At 60.2% G+C, this 16,473-nt stretch carries 19 protein-coding genes; 10 read left to right on the top strand and 9 right to left on the bottom strand.

What is annotated here, in order from left to right; translation table 11 throughout:
- Window positions 1–46 precede the first annotated feature (46 nt).
- Window positions 47–823, bottom strand: a complete 777-nt coding sequence (cobS, locus tag EOL43_RS11545) for an adenosylcobinamide-GDP ribazoletransferase (protein ID WP_133488681.1) — start codon at window positions 821–823, stop codon at window positions 47–49.
- An 81-nt stretch (window positions 824–904) separates the two neighbouring features.
- Here cobS and cobT point away from each other — a divergent pair, with 81 nt between their 5' ends.
- Window positions 905–1,924: a nicotinate-nucleotide--dimethylbenzimidazole phosphoribosyltransferase gene (gene cobT, locus EOL43_RS11540; RefSeq protein WP_133488679.1), complete on the top strand. Its 1,020-nt coding sequence runs from the start codon at window positions 905–907 to the stop codon at window positions 1,922–1,924.
- Window positions 1,925–1,997: 73 nt separating this feature from the next.
- Here cobT and EOL43_RS11535 read toward each other — a convergent pair whose 3' ends face one another.
- Window positions 1,998–4,775: a hypothetical protein gene (locus EOL43_RS11535; protein ID WP_133488677.1), complete on the bottom strand. Its 2,778-nt coding sequence runs from the start codon at window positions 4,773–4,775 to the stop codon at window positions 1,998–2,000.
- 173 nt (window positions 4,776–4,948) lie between these two features.
- Here EOL43_RS11535 and EOL43_RS11530 point away from each other — a divergent pair, with 173 nt between their 5' ends.
- A complete protein-coding gene (locus tag EOL43_RS11530) occupies window positions 4,949–5,641 on the top strand; it encodes an SIMPL domain-containing protein (protein ID WP_166636242.1) in 693 nt (230 codons plus the stop codon).
- A gap of 73 nt (window positions 5,642–5,714) precedes the next feature.
- Here the strand turns inward: EOL43_RS11530 and EOL43_RS11525 are convergent, their stop codons facing one another.
- A complete protein-coding gene (locus EOL43_RS11525; RefSeq protein WP_133488673.1) occupies window positions 5,715–7,007 on the bottom strand; it encodes an O-acetylhomoserine aminocarboxypropyltransferase/cysteine synthase family protein in 1,293 nt (430 codons plus the stop codon).
- Window positions 7,008–7,187: 180 nt separating this feature from the next.
- Between EOL43_RS11525 and EOL43_RS11520 the strand changes: the two genes are divergently transcribed.
- Complete coding sequence (locus tag EOL43_RS11520) at window positions 7,188–7,601, top strand: VOC family protein (RefSeq protein ID WP_133488671.1); 414 nt, start codon at window positions 7,188–7,190, stop codon at window positions 7,599–7,601.
- Window positions 7,602–7,642: 41 nt separating this feature from the next.
- Here the strand turns inward: EOL43_RS11520 and EOL43_RS11515 are convergent, their stop codons facing one another.
- On the bottom strand, window positions 7,643–8,050 hold the full coding sequence (locus EOL43_RS11515; protein WP_133488669.1) for a hypothetical protein: 408 nt from the start codon (window positions 8,048–8,050) through the stop codon (window positions 7,643–7,645).
- 161 nt (window positions 8,051–8,211) lie between these two features.
- Between EOL43_RS11515 and EOL43_RS11510 the strand changes: the two genes are divergently transcribed.
- A complete protein-coding gene (locus tag EOL43_RS11510; protein ID WP_133488666.1) occupies window positions 8,212–9,045 on the top strand; it encodes an arsenate reductase/protein-tyrosine-phosphatase family protein in 834 nt (277 codons plus the stop codon).
- Here the strand turns inward: EOL43_RS11510 and EOL43_RS11505 are convergent, their stop codons facing one another.
- Window positions 9,046–10,062 (bottom strand): hypothetical protein, encoded by a 1,017-nt coding sequence (locus EOL43_RS11505; RefSeq protein ID WP_240686538.1) that lies wholly within the window; start codon window positions 10,060–10,062, stop codon window positions 9,046–9,048.
- Between the two features lie 113 nt (window positions 10,063–10,175).
- Here EOL43_RS11505 and EOL43_RS11500 point away from each other — a divergent pair, with 113 nt between their 5' ends.
- Window positions 10,176–10,589, top strand: coding sequence for a hypothetical protein (locus EOL43_RS11500; protein WP_240686537.1), 414 nt, complete (start codon window positions 10,176–10,178; stop codon window positions 10,587–10,589).
- A gap of 3 nt (window positions 10,590–10,592) precedes the next feature.
- Here EOL43_RS11500 and EOL43_RS11495 read toward each other — a convergent pair whose 3' ends face one another.
- The 4 genes from EOL43_RS11495 to EOL43_RS11480 form a co-directional block, all read right to left on the bottom strand.
- Window positions 10,593–11,087, bottom strand: a complete 495-nt coding sequence (locus tag EOL43_RS11495) for a flavin reductase family protein (protein ID WP_133488664.1) — start codon at window positions 11,085–11,087, stop codon at window positions 10,593–10,595.
- A gap of 133 nt (window positions 11,088–11,220) precedes the next feature.
- A complete protein-coding gene (locus EOL43_RS11490; protein ID WP_133488663.1) occupies window positions 11,221–12,279 on the bottom strand; it encodes a YeeE/YedE family protein in 1,059 nt (352 codons plus the stop codon).
- A gap of 51 nt (window positions 12,280–12,330) precedes the next feature.
- Window positions 12,331–12,702 (bottom strand): ArsR/SmtB family transcription factor, encoded by a 372-nt coding sequence (locus EOL43_RS11485; RefSeq protein ID WP_133488661.1) that lies wholly within the window; start codon window positions 12,700–12,702, stop codon window positions 12,331–12,333.
- A gap of 140 nt (window positions 12,703–12,842) precedes the next feature.
- Window positions 12,843–13,226 carry a hypothetical protein gene (locus tag EOL43_RS11480; protein ID WP_338068776.1) on the bottom strand — a complete coding sequence of 128 codons (384 nt, stop codon included), beginning with the start codon at window positions 13,224–13,226 and terminating at the stop codon, window positions 12,843–12,845.
- A 106-nt stretch (window positions 13,227–13,332) separates the two neighbouring features.
- Between EOL43_RS11480 and EOL43_RS11475 the strand changes: the two genes are divergently transcribed.
- The 5 genes from EOL43_RS11475 to soxA all read left to right on the top strand — a co-directional run bounded on the left by EOL43_RS11475 (window position 13,333) and on the right by soxA (window position 16,383).
- A complete protein-coding gene (locus EOL43_RS11475; protein WP_133488659.1) occupies window positions 13,333–14,070 on the top strand; it encodes a cytochrome c biogenesis CcdA family protein in 738 nt (245 codons plus the stop codon).
- A 156-nt stretch (window positions 14,071–14,226) separates the two neighbouring features.
- Window positions 14,227–14,703, top strand: a complete 477-nt coding sequence (soxX, locus tag EOL43_RS11470) for a sulfur oxidation c-type cytochrome SoxX (RefSeq protein WP_133488657.1) — start codon at window positions 14,227–14,229, stop codon at window positions 14,701–14,703.
- A 40-nt stretch (window positions 14,704–14,743) separates the two neighbouring features.
- On the top strand, window positions 14,744–15,160 hold the full coding sequence (gene soxY / locus EOL43_RS11465; protein ID WP_133488655.1) for a thiosulfate oxidation carrier protein SoxY: 417 nt from the start codon (window positions 14,744–14,746) through the stop codon (window positions 15,158–15,160).
- 20 nt (window positions 15,161–15,180) lie between these two features.
- Window positions 15,181–15,510 (top strand): thiosulfate oxidation carrier complex protein SoxZ, encoded by a 330-nt coding sequence (soxZ, locus tag EOL43_RS11460; RefSeq protein WP_133488653.1) that lies wholly within the window; start codon window positions 15,181–15,183, stop codon window positions 15,508–15,510.
- 24 nt (window positions 15,511–15,534) lie between these two features.
- On the top strand, window positions 15,535–16,383 hold the full coding sequence (soxA, locus tag EOL43_RS11455; protein WP_133488651.1) for a sulfur oxidation c-type cytochrome SoxA: 849 nt from the start codon (window positions 15,535–15,537) through the stop codon (window positions 16,381–16,383).
- Window positions 16,384–16,473 lie beyond the last annotated feature (90 nt).

The raw sequence follows: 16,473 nt of genomic DNA, 5'->3' as shown, positions 1-16,473 counted from the left end.
CTCTAGTCTTGCAAAAAGCCGTCTGCCCCAAGGTAGGCGGCTTTTTCTATGCGATCAGGCTGACCATGACGGCCAGTCCGATGATCTCGCTGACCTGTTGCGAAGCGCCCAGCACGTCGCCGGTTTGCCCGCCGATCTTGCTGTTCGCCACGGCAGCCAAGGCGAGCGATCCAAGGCCGATGTAAGCCAAAACCGGGAACAGCGCATGTGGCATCAGGATCAGCACCAGCAGCGCGGTCACGCCACAGGCGATCCAAGCCGTGCGCGCGGGCGGGCGTCCCACTTGGCTGGCCAGTCCCGCGCCGCGCGCGTTGGGAAGGGCAGCCATCAAAAGCACCATGGGAAGGCGGCTGCTGACGCCAATGACCACCAGCGCCGTCAGTGCGCCGGAGGCGGTCAGCACAGCGGCAAGGGCCGTCGCACGCAATCCTAGCGACAGCACCAGCGCGATCACCCCATAGGCGCCAATTCGGCTGTCCTTCATGATCTCGAGCCGCCGCGCGCGCGCGTACCCGCCCCAGAAGCCGTCGGCGACATCGGCCAGACCATCCTCGTGCAGGGCGCCGGTGACCATGATTTGCCCCAGAAGCGCCAGACAGGCCGCAAAGAGAGGCGGAAGACCGACAGTTACGGCACCAACACCCAAACCCCAACCGATCAGGGCAGGGACAATCCCTGCCAAAGGCCACGCCCACGCCGACCGCGCGGCCCGCTGGGTTGCCAGCGTCGTGTCCACTCGTATCGGTAGACGGGTCAAAAGCCCAATCGCCGCTGGGATATCCGCGGGATGCAGGATCGCCGTCGATCTGTCGTGTTTCGTCATATTTGGTCTTTTGCAGTCTGGTTGCAGTTCAATCCCATCGGTAAAGAGGGTGAGGAAATGAATCAATCAAGGAGTCTCGCCATGTCGCAACAGCCATTCTCGACCCTGGCCGAGTTCAAGGCGCTGCTTGAGGCGGCGAACGGCCCGGATACAGCGGCGATCCAAGCGGCAGAAGAGCGGAACGGCCAGCTGACCAAACCTCCGGGAGCCTTGGGCCGGTTGGAAGAGCTTGCGATCTGGGTGGCAGGCTGGCAGGGCAATGGACGTCCCGAGCTGAACGCGCCTCAGGTTGTGGTCTTTGCGGGCAATCACGGTGTGACCGCGCAAGGCGTGTCGGCTTTCCCGGCGGAAGTGACCGAGCAGATGGTTCTGAACTTCCAGCATGGCGGGGCGGCGATCAACCAGCTGTCCAAAGCAGCGGGCGCGCAGATGGACGTCCATGCGTTGGAGCTGGACCGCCCGACCGGCGATTTCACCCAAGGCCCAGCGATGAGCGAGGACGAGGTCGTCGCGGCCCTTCTGGTCGGCTGGAACGCAGTGAACGATGGCACCGACCTTCTGGTCACTGGCGAGATGGGGATCGGCAACACGACATCCGCCGCTGCCCTGTTCCTGGCGCTTTATGGTGGCGAGGCCGAGGATTGGGTCGGTCGCGGCACTGGGGTAGACGATGACGGTTTGGCGCTGAAAGCTCGCGTGATCCGCGAGGGTCTGGCCGCCAATGCTTCGGCTGCTGGCAACGGGCTAGAGGCGTTGCGCTGTCTGGGTGGCCGCGAAGTAGCCGCGATGGCTGGCGCTATGGCGCGCGCGCGTGTGATCGGCGTTCCGGTTATTCTTGACGGCTTCATCTCGTCCGCCGCTGCGGCATGTCTGCATGAAAGCGTTCCGGGTGCTCTGGATCACGCAGTTGCGGGCCACGTCTCGGCCGAGCTGGCACATGCCAACGCCTTGGAACGCATTGGCAAAGAGCCTCTTCTGTCATTGGGTATGCGACTTGGAGAAGGTTCGGGCGCTGGGGTTGCGATCAGCATCTTGAAAGCCGCCATCGCGTGCCATTCGGGCATGGCGACATTTGCCGAGGCTGGCGTGTCAGACGGCTAACAGCCTTTTAAAAACAGAAGCGATTGGGCCGAAGCGATGCCGCGCTTCGGCCCTTCTTTTTGGTCTGATCACATCACCCGAAGGGCAGAATATCCAGCGTTACCGTCCGGCCACCTTTTTGATAGATCAGCTTGGTGGTCGAGATCGAGACCACCTTGCCCCCGTCCAACCGGCTGCCCACGCCAACCTTTACGTAGCGCCCCGAGGGCATTCGGACCAAGGCACGCCGCGACGACGCCGGGCCGTAAATCCCGATCAGGCTGACTTTGCGCAGGTTGATGGCGTTCTTGATGGTGGCCTGTTTGGCCACTGAAGCGCGTGTGGGGATCGTCGGTCCCGTGGTTTGCGGCGCTGCTGCGACCGCGACGCTGCCATCCGATGCGTTTCCATTCGGGCGGGCCTTCGCCACGATGCGCGAGAAGTTCGAAGGGCGTGCTTTGGGTGACGTCGAGCGGGACACGGCCAGTGCGGTCGGCGCAATGCCTGCAGCGGCAGCGTTTTCACCTGACAGGGCTGCGGCAATAGCATCTGCCTGCGCTTGTGCTTGAGCCTGCGCTGCTGCTGTGACCGCTTCAGGGCGGCTACGCGGGCGCAATTGCGCAAGCTCAGTGCGTGTGCGGCCTCCTAGCAGCAGGCGTTCATTTCCTTCCGTAATCCCATCGGGGCGCGCGCGGGGGCGGATCTTCGGAGCGGCGTCGACCGCTTCGGTCGTGTCGTCTGTGGTGTCTTCCGCTGTACCGTCGTCTGCAGCGGTCTGGCTTTGCTCGGGCCGTGGGGCCGGGGCGGGGATGACAACCGGGCGGCCTGCGATGACCACCGCACCTTCCGGCGTCAACGTGCCCTCGGGCGTGGCTTCAACAAAGCCACGTTCATCCAGATTGAACACGGTTCCAAGCGGCGGCGGCGGGTTGGTATTCGGAAGCGGGCCGCCCATCTGGTCCGCCCGGAGCGGGGTCAAAGCAACCGCATCATGACCCACCGTTTGCGGGTCAATCGATGCCACATAGAGGTCATCAATCCGGCCCGTCGTCGCGTCGTTCAGCGGCTCGGGCGCGCGCTGCCAAATCCCGGTGGCCGCATAGCGCGCCTGCGCGGCTTCTTCGGACAGAGGCTCGGGGAATTGGCTACCCAGCGCCTCGTCCCCCTCGACAAGCGAGGGGTCGATCAGATTGCTGTCCGCCCCGAAAAGCTCGTCTTCGTCAGCGTCCGACTGCGCGGTGGCGATGGCTGCTTCAAACTGGTCAATTTGGCTGGAGTCGCGCGTCGTTTCTGTGTCCGACAGAAACAGCATCGACCAGAGGATCAGAATGCCCAGGAAGATCAGAAGGCCAAGAATGAGGTACAGCGCCAGGAATCGGGGCTTGCCGCCGACCTGCTGCGTTTTGCGGGCGCCAAAAATGGTGAGCGCCTCGGCCTCGCGGGTCCAACTGCCTGTCTCGCCGGATGATGGGGCGTCTTCGTCAGTGATCGGCGGCGGCGCCACGGCGGTAACTTGCGGTTCGGCTGCCGATGCCGGTTTGTTGCGCCCTTTGCGCAATAACTGGCCACTCAATTGGGACAAGGCCTTCGCGCGACCGGGTTTCTGATCGGGCTCTGCCGAAGGGCTGCTATGCGTGGGCGCGGACGGAATTTTGCTGGTCGCTTGGCGCCCCACGGCGCTGGCGCGTTCGGCCGCGGCGGTCAGCCCCGCAGCCCCTTTGCGCGCCGCTTTGGTCAGGCCCTCTTTGCCACGCTCTGCGGTGGCTTTCGCCTTTTCCGTTTTGGACGGTTTCGGGTCCGTCTCGAACGCAACAGGCGCGGTCACAGGTACGTGGACCGTTGATGGCGGGGCGGGCGGAATGGCGGGCTTGTTGGTCTCGGGAGCGGGCTCGGAGGCTGTTAGGCCAAGGGACAACCGCGGCTCAGCCGGAAGGGGATCAGCCTCAGGAGGCGCTTTAGCCGGCGCTTCCGGGGCGACCTCAGCCTCGGCGTCGGCGGTCCGGGTAGAGGAAAAGCCGATAACGGGCGCCTCGGGCTCTGCCGGTTCAGGCGCTGGCGCTTTGGGGGCGACCGGATCGGCGACGGGTTTGTCCACCGCATCGCGCTTGGATTTTTTCTTCTTTTTGGCAGGGCGTGGCGTCGGCGCGTCTTCCACGTCTCCCACCGGCACGTCTGGCGTCGGCGGGAAGGGGGCAAGCTCGGGAATGTCGCTGGCCGTGGGGGAAGCAGGCGGTTCCGGTTCGGCCTGCTCAGCGGCTGGCGGTGGTGTCGGATCTTCGAGTGTAAGAGGAGCTTTCTCGTCCTCGGCAGCGTCCATCTCGATCGACACCGGCTCGGTATCCAGAAGCTTGGGAACCGGGCGCTTTTCACGATCCAGAACTGTTGTACTGCCTTCCAAAGATCCGAAAAACACCTCGCCCGAGAATGCACCTTTGGGACGTGCCACGAACCCCAGCGGGTTCATTGCGTGGTCTTGCGCAAAGCCTAAAGCCTCGTCCAGCGTGTCGCGGGCGACAACGGCCACATGGACCATCGCCTCTTCGCTGTCGTCAGGTTGCCAGTCAAAAACCAGATCCTCGACCGGATATGGGGTTAGTCCGTCCAGCCCCTCGCGAATGCGGGCTTCGCGCGTAATGTCATCAGGGCCGGGGGCGGTCATCGAGGTGAAGAGGATCTGCGTTCCGGGCACGATCAGCTTGGTGGCGAACACACCCGAGCCAAGCGTCGTGGCGGTGTCGCGCATCGCCGTTAAAGCCGCGCTGAGGTCAGGATCGTCCAGGGCAACCTTGCCGACAAGCTGCCAGCCGTCCTTGCCGCGATGGACAAGACCGATCCCATCGGGATTAAGATCAAGCGCAAAGCTTGGTTTCATGCAGCCCTTGTCCCCTCGAAAATACCTGAAGTCAGGCATACCTTTTGCGGCCTTACAACCGCCGAATACGTGATTGAAACTACAGCAGGAATTTGCTCATGGAAAGGGGGCGTGCGGTCGCGCCCTTGCCAGTGGCGAAAGACAGCGCAATCTGTTGGGAAAAGGAGCTTAAGATGCGGAAACTTTTATCCATTATCGCGATTTCCATTGCCGCAGCGGGTGTGGGCTATGCCGAGACCACAGCAGTCCCACAGCTGACCGTTACTGGACAGGGCGTGGCGCAGGTTGTGCCCGATATGGCGCGGGTCAGTCTGGGCGTCAGCGAGCGGTCGGACGATGCAGGGCAGGCACTAGATGCCGTCGCCGGGTCCATCGCGCGCATGCTGACCAAACTGTCTGAGGCCGGGGTTGCTGAGCGCGACATCCAAAGCACGCAAGTGAACTTGTCGCCGCAATATGACTATAACCGCAAGAACAACGGCGCACCGGTTCTGGTGGGTTTCGTGGCCAGCTCGACCCTATCGGTGAAGGTGCAGGATCTGTCGACACTTGGGGCGATCATGACGGCCGTGACCTCGGTCGGCGCGAACGAAATCCATGGCTTGCAGTTTGACGTGAAGGACCGTGTAGGCGCTGAAGACAGTGCGCGCGCACTGGCCGTGAAGGACGCGATGCGCCGTGCCACGGTGCTGGCTGAAGCTGCGGGGCTGAAGCTCGGATCCGTTTTGATGATGCAGGAAGGCGGCGCCGCGCCCGGCCGTCCGGTCATGATGTCGCGCGAGATGGCCTCGGCCGATATGCCGATAGCCGCCGGTGAAATGGGCATCAACTCCAGCGTGACGATGGTGTTTGAGCTGGTTGAGTAATCAGCTCTAAGGCGCTGAAATAAAAAGACCCCCGCCGATCTGGCGGGGGTCTTCGCTTTAGATGTCGCGCGATTTACGCCGTCGCAGCCGCCAGCGCCTGATCCAGATCGGCGATGATGTCAGCAGCATCTTCCGTCCCGATCGAGATGCGGACCACGTTGGGGGCTGCGCCCGCCGCGACCTGCTGTTCTTCGCTCAGCTGACGGTGCGTGGTCGAGGCCGAGTGGATGATCAGCGAGCGTGTGTCGCCCAGGTTGGCCACGTGGCTGAACAGTTTCAGGTTGTTGACCAGCTTCACACAGGCCTCGTAGCCGCCTTTCACGCCCACGGTGAACAGCGCGCCCGGACCTTTGGGGGCAATTGCCTTGGCACGGTCGTGATAGGGCGACGAGGGCAGGCCGGCATAGCTGACGCTTTCGATGCGGTCGTCGGCCTCCAGCCACTCGGCAACCTTTTGGGCGTTTTCGACGTGCTTCTGCATACGCAGCGACAGCGTCTCGATCCCCATCAGCGTGTAATGCGCGCCTTGCGGGTTCATGGTCATGCCGAGATCACGCAGACCAATGGCGATGCCGTGGAACGTATAGGCCATCGGGCCAAGCGCCGCGCCGAAGGTCAGGCCGTGGTAGGCCGGTTCCGGCTGGCTGAAGGACGGGAACTTGTCGGACGCCATCCAGTCGAATTTTCCCGAATCCACAACACAGCCGCCGGTCACGGTGCCGTTGCCGGTCAGGTATTTTGTGGTCGAGTGCACGACGATGGTCGCGCCCATCTCGATCGGGCGCACCAGATAAGGCGTGGCCGAGGTGTTGTCGACGATCAGCGGCACGCCAGCCTTGTCTGCAATCGCAGCCATGGCCGGGATGTCAGTGGGGACACCAGCGGGGTTCGCGATGCTTTCGCAGAACACGGCGCGGGTGTTGTCGTCGATGGCAGCTTCCACAGCGGCCGGATCGTCGAAATCCACCAGCTTGGCTTCCCAGCCGAAGCGTTTGAAGGTTTGGGTGAACTGCGTGACGGTACCACCATACAGTTTGTTCGACGCCACAATGTTCAGGCCCGGGCCCATCAGCGGGAACAGCGCCATGATTTGCGCCGCGTGACCGGACGAGCAGCAGAAGCCGCCCGCGCCGCCTTCCAGCGCCACGATCCGATTGGCCAGCGCGCCAACGGTCGGGTTGGTCAGGCGCGAATAGATATAGCCGACCTCTTCCAGGTTAAACAGACGCGCCGCGTGGTCTGCGTCTTGGAAGACGTATGCGGTGGTCTGGTAGATCGGCACCTGACGGGCGCCAGTGGCGGGATCAGGTTCGGTGCCTGCGTGGATTTGCAGCGTGTCAAAGCCCTGTGGGCGTTCGTCGGACATGGTTCTCTCCCTCATTCTTGGTCGCGGGAAGGCTAGGGCATTGCGGCGTAGGCTTCAACGACCAAGCGGTCTGGTTTGCGCAGTATTTTCCGATCAAGAAAGCTGGTCGCGCAGCATCTTCGGGCTGGTCCAATTTCCCAAAATTCGTAAGCTGCGCAAAACACTGTTCCGGAGGCCCGCATGCTGACGCCCTTTCACCTTGCCATCAACGTCACCGATCTTGACGAAACCCGCGCGTTTTACGGCGGTGTTCTGGGCTGCATCGAGGGCCGGTCGACCGACGCATGGGTCGATTTCAGCTTCTTCGGACACCAGTTGAGCTTCCATTTGGGTGAACCCTTCACCACCGCCAACACCGGCAAAGTCGGCGCGCATATGGTCGCCATGCCCCATTTCGGCGTCGTGCTGCCCTATGACGACTGGCGCGCGCTGGCGGATCGGCTTGAGGCTGCGGGCACCGACTGGGACATCGCCCCCACGGTGCGGTTCGAAGGCGAACCCGGCGAACAATGGACGATGTTCTTTCGCGATCCCTCGGGCAACCCGATCGAGGTGAAGGGGTTTCGGGATATGGAGGGGGTGTTTGCGGGGTAGATGGCGCTGATCGCGTGTTGGGTGGCAGACAAGTATTACCGTTATTCTTCAGCAGGCTGGTGCGGCGAAACTGATATTGAAACGCCGCATCCAACGATCCTCCCCTCAACCCCGACCGAACTGGTCCAACTGATTTCAGTGAGTTGCAAAGAGCCAGTGAACTCGAGTGAAAACACAATCCCTTTGTGACCATCGCCGAAGTTGGACAACTCGATCAGGTCGACGGCCTGAAACTCGATGTCAACGGTGGCGTGCTTTTCTGTCAAGAAATAGCCGTCCCTATCAACGGAATCTGTGGTGTTCCACGCGTGCAGGCGGATTGAGCTTGCCGCATTCTGCATCAGCCGAATATCCAAGACTTCCGCATCGTGGAATTTTGGTTCCCGCCCAAACCATTCTATTGCTGAGCTGCCGCCGGGTATTTGGGAGAGTAGGCTTTTCTCAATCATATCGTGTTCTTAAACATCTATCACGGCGCATTACTTCTAAAGAAGAAGCTGAGTGAAGCCTACAAAGAATGCTGCGTGTGTTCGAGCTCAAATAAGGCTGAGGCACAAGTTGCGCTGAAATCTGATTGCTTCACATTTGGAGATTCGGTAATTCATGAAATATGGAAATAGAAATCTCGAATCGACTTGCCACCCTTGGCCACCCGCTGCGCCTCAAGATCTTTCGGCTGCTCATGCGCCGGTATCCGGATCAGCTTTCGGCAGGAGAGATCTGTGACGTTCTGGGGATCAAACCCAGCACGGCCTCGAACTATCTGTCTGCGCTGATGGGGGCGGGGCTGATCGGACAGACGCGGGCCGGGAACTCGCTTCTTTACGCCATCAACATGTCCACGTGTGGCGAGACGTTCGATTTCCTGTTGAATGACTGCTGCCGGGGGCGTCCCGAGCTGTGCCAGCCTGCCAATCTGATCTCACCTGAAGGAGATACCGAGATGCCAGATCAGAAATACAATGTCCTGTTCATCTGTTCGGGTAATTCCGCCCGCTCGATCTTTGCCGAAGCCCTTCTGCGGGATTTGGCCGGGGATCGTTTCAATGCCTATTCAGCAGGCACCAAGCCGAAATCAGAGCTGAACGCCTTTGCCGTCGACGTGCTGCGCCAAAAAGGGCACGACGTTGCGCCCTTGCAATCCAAGAATATCAGCGCGTTTCAAACCGACGAAGCGCCCAAGATGGATTTCGTCTTTACAGTCTGTAATCAAGCTGCAAACGAAGAATGCCCCAGCTGGCAGGGTCAACCGATCAGCGGCCATTGGGGCCTGCCGGACCCGGTGAAAGCCAGCGGCACGGATGCCGAGATCAGTCTGGCTTTCCAAGGCACTTATGGCGCGCTGCGCAATCGCATCACCGCGTTTTCCGCATTGCCGGTCGCGGCACTGGATCGTGTGTCGTTGCAGAAGGCGGTGGATGACATCGCCAAGCTGGACGTGTGATCACCGCATCCAGAACCCTTCACGCTTGATCGTATTGCGGATGGTCATTTCCTTGCGGGGCAGGTTGTCCCTGTCAAACAGCGCCCGCACCTTCTGGCCGCGTCCCTGAAAGATCATCCGTTTCATGGGGTCGTATTCCTTCAGAACCTTTTTGATCTTGTTGGGGGCGGTGGCGGCCTCGATCACCTCAATGGCTTTGTCGCTCTCGCGGGCATAGGCCAAAGGCAGGATGCGCCAGTGGCAGCTAACATCGCCGTCCAGTCCGTCCAGTTCCGGCCCCGGGCGGCCTCCGCCAAAGCTTGAGATCACAAGGGGCAGGGCGATTTGGTCGAGCCACGGATAGAGCGTCTGGCAGACCAGTTCTTCGGGGCCATCATGGTGGATGGCGACGGCGTAGTCTTTGAAACGGCGGCCAAATTCGCGCGGGCAGGGGCCGAAGAACCAGCCGGCGTTGAAATACATGTAGCGCTGCCAGTATTCGTCCGGCTGACTCAGGTCCAAGGACGCCTCGAAATCCAGCCCGAATTTGTCGTAGAGCGATTTCCACGTCTGGGTATAGCCCGGTCCGTAAAGTTCGATCGTCGGCCACGTATTCTCGCGTTTCATCGAGGCCGAGGGGCGCGTGTAGGGGATCGGCAGTTCGGACAATTTGCCGGTGATCACCGTATCCGTGTCAAAGAACAGGAAGGGCTCGCCTTCAGGCAAGGCCAGCAGCGCTTCGATTTTGTTGCCATTGGGATAGTGGCGGCCAAATTGCTGGGCCTCGAAGGGTACGATTTCGGCCCCCAGCATTTCCAACGTCTCGCGGATATGCGGCTTTAGGCGGGGGTCATCCAGCCACAGGTCTCCGGGCTGCGGTTCGGCGACCAGAAGACGCCCCTGAAAGTCCGGGTCGCTGTGGCGCAGGCTGGCGGCAAACAGGATCGCCTCGTACGCCAGACGGCCATCCTGCGCGACGATGACAACACTGGGTGCCGTCGTGGTGGGCATCTCTGCCGGTTCCGAGGTTTTTGTCATCACTGCTTTGCCCGCGCTGTTCTTTCGGGCAGTATAGTCAGGAATGAAACGAGTCTGGAAGAGCGCAGGCGGGATTGCAGGCGTGTCTCGGGCGATATTTAAAGGACGAGTTGATGCGTAAATTTCTTGCGATGACAGCGCTTTGTGTCGGGGCTGCCGCCCCCGTAGCCGCGCAGAACTTCACCACAGCCGCCGAAGTGCGCCCGATCTTGAATGCCACGCAGGCGAATTGGGTGGCCGTGCGCGAGTTCAACGGGCAGGACCTTGTGTATTTCACCCATCTTCTGGCGTGGCGCTGCGGACTTGAGGCCATTCATTTCAGCGTAAATGGTGGAGAGGAAACGCAATTCGAGGCCGAGCCCTGTTACGAGGACGAGCCGACGCCCAACGGGCTGAAGGTCACCGATATTCTGCCCTATCAGCAGTTCGCGCTTCAATCGGTCGAAACCGTCGAGGTCCGCATTGTTTATGATGACGGGGCCGAGACCGTGGCAAAGTTTGACCGCGCCCAGATCCAAATTCCGTAAGGCTTAGCTGTTTGGTGTGAAGCGCCCGAAATGCCCTGCCTGGAATGCCAGCGGGGCGCCGGGGTCCAGCGTGACACGCAGGACCTCTCCGATCATGATCGAATGATCGCCGCCGGGGTGGACTGTGTGGGTTGCGCATTCGAACCGAGCCAAGCAGTCCTCGAACAGCGGCACGTCATGCGCGCCGTGGATCAGGTCGATGGGCGAGAAATCCGCGCCGTTCATGGCGAAGTGACGCGCAAGCTCGGTCTGGTCTTCTTTCAAGACGTGAATGGCGAAGTGAGAGGCCGCGACAAACGCGTCGTGGCGTTCGGACACATGGGCAGGGCACCACAAGATCAGGGGCGGGTCCAACGAGACCGAGGTGAAGCTGTTCACGGTCATCGCGATCGGGCCGGTGTCCGACGCGGCGGTCACAACGGTCACACCCGTCGCAAACTGCCCCAAGGCCTGACGGAATTCACCCGCGTGGTCCGGGCTGGGGGTGAAGCTGCTCATCGGCAATCCGTCCTGTGTTCGCGCATCGGGGCAGGGGGCTGGCGGCCAGAGATACCCTGCGGTTCGGCGCGGACACTAACCCGAGTGAAACAGGGTGGAAAGGGCGAAAAGCGACGTTTGTGGGTGTGAAAGCTCACTCGGCCACGGCAAAACCTTGGATCAACTGGCGCAGGCCAAGCCAAGCGCCAGCGATGATCGCCAGAAACGTCACAGGTGCCCCATAGTACAGGATCGAGAACGCTGAAAGCCCTTGCCCGATCGAGCAACCAAAGCCGATCACGGCCCCGAAGCCCATGATCACCGCGCCACCAATTTGACGCTTCAGCTCGCGCGGGTCTTCGCAGGCTTCCCAGCGGAAATGGCCCTTGAAGAGGCTGCCGATGAAGGCACCCGCCAGCACGCCAACGACGGACCCGACACCGAAGTTCAGGTTGTTGCCCGACGAGGTCATCAGATAGATCATCATGTCGCCCAACGGCGCCGAGTAGGTGTGGCTTTCCACCGGGATGGCCGAAAACCCGTTCTCGAGAATCCATGCCGTGCCGCCCCAGCCAATGACGACCGCAATGCCGGCGATAACGGACCAGAAAAGCTCGAGCTTGGCGTGGCGTAGTTCGGGATTTGCAAGCATCACGAGCAACAAGACCAGACCGGCGCCAATTCCAACCGAGGCTGCCGACAACCCGCCGACACGTTCAACGGCGAAAGCAAGCGAGGGCAGGGCGGTTTCATCAACCGGGTTTTCAGGGAAGATCGACACGCGCAGACCAGAAAGAGGTCCCGAGATGGCCACATAGGCCGACAGGCCCATCACCAGCACGATGACGAAGGACCGAAGATCTCCGCCCCCCAGACGCGCCAAAGCGCCGAAGCCGCAGTTTCCGGACAAAGCCATGCCATAGCCAAACAGAAGACCGCCAATGATCGAGGCCATCGGGTTCCAGCCGATCCGCAGATAGGTCGCTTCAGCTGCGGGTAGATGGCCAGTAGCGATCAGAAGGTGGCTGCCAATCATCGCGACACCAATGGCCACGCCCCACATGCGCATGCGCAAGCCCGAGCGCGCATAAAGTGCGTCCTCAATGGCGCCCAATGTGCAGAAACGGCCCAGACGGGCGGCAAGCCCCAGCAGGATGCCGCCGATCAATCCAACGATTGCGGCAAGTGATGCGTCGCTGATCCAGTCGTACATGGAACCTCACAATTCCAGTTGGCGTTGGACAGGCTTGCGAAGGGGTGGCTGTTATTCAGCCGCTTTAGGAAGTTCCGAAGCCGGTGGTGTGTCGATCGAGCAGAACAGCTCGTAGATCACTTCCAAGATACGCCGCGGACGATCATCTGTCAGCGAGTAATAGATCGTTTTGCCCTCGCGACGCGGCGTCACAAGACCTTCAAGACGCAGACGGGCCAGCTGTTGCGACACGGCGGCCTGACGGGCGTGTAGCAGTTTTTCCAGCTCGGTCACGGATTTTTCGCCCGTTACCAGATGGCACAGGATCATCAAGCGCCCCTCGTGGCTGATCGCCTTGAGAAGGGTCGATGCATCGCATGCGCTGGTCATCATTTTGTCCAGCTCTTCGTTTGACATGTCTTCCTTGATGACGGGCAGTGCCATGTGAACAGGTCCTTGTGGTCCATTACTGTTACTGGCCCCCTCATAATAGGAGGCAGGTTCATTTGCAATCGTTGTAACAGTCAGATGAACAAGACGTGTTCTGACTGCAATACCATTGAAACAAAGGCGTTCAGCGCGATTTAGCTGCCGCTTTGTTCCGCCGGTGGCGTCACGTAATCCGTGTTCTCAAGCAGCATTTGCTCCAAGAGACCCCAGAAGAAATCCTCGCCCGGATAGCCCTGAAGGCGGGCAAGCTCCTTGCCGTCTTCGATCAGCAGGAAAGTGGGCGTGAAGACCACCGGACGTGCTGGCATCACCCCCAGCGCGTCGGGGCCATCCGATCGTTTCAGGTCGTGCAATTTCACTTTGCGAAGCGGTGCATATTTGCCTTCCGAGGTTTTCGGATAGATGTCGCCAAGCTCGCTTTCCCATTTGGCGCACCACGCGCAGCCGGGCTCTTCGACCATGATCAGTTCGGCGGCCTGTGCGGCAAAACCAAACCCAATCAGGGCAGTAGAGAGCAAACTTAATGTAACTTTCCGCATCACGGAGCCCACTTCTTGACAATAGGTTGACCTTCGTTTCATCCAATAGATAAATTGAATATGTTCTAATTTCAAGGAAGCCCTGATGCTGGATATATCCTTTGCCGGAGCGGCGCTTGCGGGGCTTCTGTCGTTCTTTTCGCCCTGTATCCTGCCGATGGTGCCGTTCTACCTGTGTTATATGGCTGGACTGTCGATGACCGAGCTGACGGGCGAGGGCAAGATCAATCCAGGTGCACAACGCAGGCTGGTCATCGCGGCCATTGCGTTTGCCTTCGGGGTCACGTCGATCTTCATGCTTCTAGGGCTGGGGGCCACGGCGCTGGGGTCGGCGTTCGCACAGTATCAACAGGAACTCAGCTATCTGGGCGCGGCAATTCTGGTTCTGTTCGGGCTCCATTTTCTGGGCATCATGCGAATCCCCTTTCTGTATCGCGAAGCCCGGCTGGAGGGGCCGACGCAGCCAAGCTCGATCCTTGGGGCTTACCTGATGGGGCTGGCCTTTGGCTTTGGCTGGACGCCTTGTGTCGGGCCTGCGCTGGCCTCGATCCTGATGATTGCCAGCGGGATGGGCGACCTTCTGCGCGGCACGCTGTTGCTGGCTGTCTACGGTCTGGCAATGACGCTGCCCTTCGTTCTGGCGGCCATGTTTGCGCGTCCGTTTCTGGCGTGGGTTGGCCGGAATCGGAAGTATTTGCCGTGGGTAGAAAGGGTCATGGGCGCGATGCTGATCCTTTTCGCGATCTTGATCGTGTCGGGGCAGGTGAACCGGATCGGGCAATGGCTGCTCGAGACATTCCCGGCGCTAGGAAATGTCGGATAAGCCGCTTATCTGACGGGTTAACGCGATTTTGAGAAATATCCCATCTGATCGAACCTATCTGGGCGCAATTTAATAATAATTCAAATAACGGAATTTGATGTTGCGAAACTTGCTTCACCTGCGTAGTTTGGCCGCACAACGGTTATGGGAGGAAACATGAAGCGGACAACGATCTCGCTTTGCACCCTGCTTATCGCAGGGCTGGGAGCGGCAAACGCCGAGACGGTGGCACCCACCGCCGTCGCATTTGAAGAAGGGGCAGTGGCCCAATCGCTTACGGGCGTTGCAGGGGATCCTGCGGCCGGCGCCACGGTGGTTTCGACGAAATCGCAGGGCAACTGCGTGGCTTGTCACGAAATCACAGACCTGGCGGACGTTCCGTTCCACGGCGAAGTTGGCCCCATGCTGGATGGCGCTGGCGACCGCTGGAGCGAAGCTGAACTGCGCGGCATCCTTGTGGACGCGAAAATGACCTTTGATGAATCGGTCATGCCCTCGTTCTACAAGACCGAAGGCTTCATTCGCCTTGGTAAGGCCTACACCGGCAAAGCCCATGAAGGGGATGTCGAACCTCTGCTGACGGCTCAGCAGATCGAAGATGTTGTTGCCTATCTGATGACGCTCAAAGACTGAGCGGGTCGGGGCAACGAAGTACACTCACAGGAGACTAGAGATGAAATTCACTCGACGTGATGCTCTGGCACTTGGGCTCGGCGCGACCGCCGTGGCCATGCTGCCGATGCGCGCACTGGCTGCTGCAGACGAGGCCGTCGCGGCCTTCACTGGTGGCGCTGAAGCCGGCGAAGGCGGGATCACCCTGACCGCGCCGGAAATTGCTGAAAACGGCAACACTGTTCCGATCTCGGTCGACGCCCCTGGCGCCGTATCGATCCTTGTTCTGGCTGCTGGCAACCCGACCCCGGGTGTCGCTCAGTTCAACTTCGGTGAGGCTGCTGGTTCGCAGGCTGCTTCGACCCGCATTCGTCTGGCTGGCACGCAAGACGTTGTTGCTGTTGCCAAAATGGCAGATGGCAGCTTCGTAAAAGCGTCGTCGACCGTAAAAGTCACCATCGGCGGCTGCGGCGGCTAATAGAGTAGGAGACCAGAGATATGGCAAAAGGTGCAAAACCCCGCGTAAAGGTCCCCAAGACGGCTGCTGCCGGCGACGTTGTGACCATCAAGACCCTGATCAGCCACAAGATGGAATCGGGTCAGCGCAAGGATAAAGAGGGCAACCTCATCCCGCGTTCGATCATCAATCGCTTCACCTGCGAGTTCAACGGCAAGTCGGTCATCGACGTGACGCTGGAGCCCGCAATCTCGACCAACCCTTACGTCGAATTTGACGCCAAGGTCGATGAAGCCGGTGATTTCAAATTCACTTGGTACGATGACGACGGGTCTGTCTATGACACGACCAAGTCGATCGCTATCGGCTGAGGAATGCGCAGGGAGGAGAACATAATGAAAAAAGGCATCGCAGCACTTGTAGCTGCCTCGACCATCTTCGGGGCAGCCGCCGCAACAGCCGATGAAAGCGCTGAACTCACCATCAATGGCGAGATCGATATTGTCACCAAAACCGCCGCGCCAGCGCATCTGTCGGATGTGTTGGACGAGGTTATGTCTGGCTGGCGTTTCCGCTCGGACCAGACACAGGAAATGCAGATGGACGACTTTGATAACCCCGGCATGCTGGGCGTCGAAGCGGGCATCGAGATCTGGAACACCGTGGACGGCTCGAAAGGCAAATCCTGTGCGGATTGTCACGGTGAGCCCGAGGAAATGGCAGGCGTGAAAGCCGTCTATCCGAAGTGGAATGATCAGGCCGAAACGGTCCATACCCTTCAGATGGCCGTGAACAACTGCCGTGAAAACGCCATGGGTGCCGAGCCGTGGAAGTATGATGCTTCTGACGCGATCAATATCGAAGCTCTGTTGGCTTCGGTGTCGCGCGGCATGCCGGTGAATGTGGCCATCGACGGTCCGGCGGAAGCCATGTGGGAACTGGGCAAAGAGCTTTATTATACCCGCACTGGTCAGCTGGAGCTGAGCTGCGCCAACTGTCACGAAGACAACTATGGCAACATGATCCGTGCCGACCACCTGTCGCAGGGTCAGATCAACGGTTTCCCAACCTACCGTTTGAAAAATGCCAAGCTGAACGGGGTGCATTCGCGCTTCAAAGGCTGTGTCCGTGACACGCGTGCCCACACCTATAGCCCGGGTTCGGAAGAGTTCATCGCTCTGGAACTGTACGTCGCTTCGCGCGGCAACGGTCTGTCGGTCGAAGGCCCGTCGGTTCGCAACTAAATCACAGACCCCGCCCGGCGCGTATCGGGCGGGGTTTTCTTTACTCGAACACATTCAAACCCCGGCATAAGTGAGGCGTGCAGGGGGATG

It is taken from the genome of Aliiroseovarius marinus (assembly GCF_004360145.1).
GTDB classification, from domain to species: domain Bacteria; phylum Pseudomonadota; class Alphaproteobacteria; order Rhodobacterales; family Rhodobacteraceae; genus Aliiroseovarius; species Aliiroseovarius marinus.
This window is presented reverse-complemented; position numbering and strand designations above follow the sequence as displayed.

Bases quoted from the DNA above. Each gene is read 5' to 3' on its own strand.
- cobS (WP_133488681.1), bottom strand. From the start codon at position 823: ATGACGAAACACGACAGATCGACGGCGATCCTGCATCCCGCGGATATC.
- cobT (WP_133488679.1), top strand. From the start codon at position 905: ATGTCGCAACAGCCATTCTCGACCCTGGCCGAGTTCAAGGCGCTGCTT.
- EOL43_RS11535 (WP_133488677.1), bottom strand. From the start codon at position 4,775: ATGAAACCAAGCTTTGCGCTTGATCTTAATCCCGATGGGATCGGTCTT.
- EOL43_RS11530 (WP_166636242.1), top strand. From the start codon at position 4,949: ATGCGGAAACTTTTATCCATTATCGCGATTTCCATTGCCGCAGCGGGT.
- EOL43_RS11525 (WP_133488673.1), bottom strand. From the start codon at position 7,007: ATGTCCGACGAACGCCCACAGGGCTTTGACACGCTGCAAATCCACGCA.
- EOL43_RS11520 (WP_133488671.1), top strand. From the start codon at position 7,188: ATGCTGACGCCCTTTCACCTTGCCATCAACGTCACCGATCTTGACGAA.
- EOL43_RS11515 (WP_133488669.1), bottom strand. From the start codon at position 8,050: ATGATTGAGAAAAGCCTACTCTCCCAAATACCCGGCGGCAGCTCAGCA.
- EOL43_RS11510 (WP_133488666.1), top strand. From the start codon at position 8,212: ATGGAAATAGAAATCTCGAATCGACTTGCCACCCTTGGCCACCCGCTG.
- EOL43_RS11505 (WP_240686538.1), bottom strand. From the start codon at position 10,062: ATGACAAAAACCTCGGAACCGGCAGAGATGCCCACCACGACGGCACCC.
- EOL43_RS11500 (WP_240686537.1), top strand. From the start codon at position 10,176: ATGCGTAAATTTCTTGCGATGACAGCGCTTTGTGTCGGGGCTGCCGCC.
- EOL43_RS11495 (WP_133488664.1), bottom strand. From the start codon at position 11,087: ATGAGCAGCTTCACCCCCAGCCCGGACCACGCGGGTGAATTCCGTCAG.
- EOL43_RS11490 (WP_133488663.1), bottom strand. From the start codon at position 12,279: ATGTACGACTGGATCAGCGACGCATCACTTGCCGCAATCGTTGGATTG.
- EOL43_RS11485 (WP_133488661.1), bottom strand. From the start codon at position 12,702: ATGGCACTGCCCGTCATCAAGGAAGACATGTCAAACGAAGAGCTGGAC.
- EOL43_RS11475 (WP_133488659.1), top strand. From the start codon at position 13,333: ATGCTGGATATATCCTTTGCCGGAGCGGCGCTTGCGGGGCTTCTGTCG.
- soxX (WP_133488657.1), top strand. From the start codon at position 14,227: ATGAAGCGGACAACGATCTCGCTTTGCACCCTGCTTATCGCAGGGCTG.
- soxY (WP_133488655.1), top strand. From the start codon at position 14,744: ATGAAATTCACTCGACGTGATGCTCTGGCACTTGGGCTCGGCGCGACC.
- soxZ (WP_133488653.1), top strand. From the start codon at position 15,181: ATGGCAAAAGGTGCAAAACCCCGCGTAAAGGTCCCCAAGACGGCTGCT.
- soxA (WP_133488651.1), top strand. From the start codon at position 15,535: ATGAAAAAAGGCATCGCAGCACTTGTAGCTGCCTCGACCATCTTCGGG.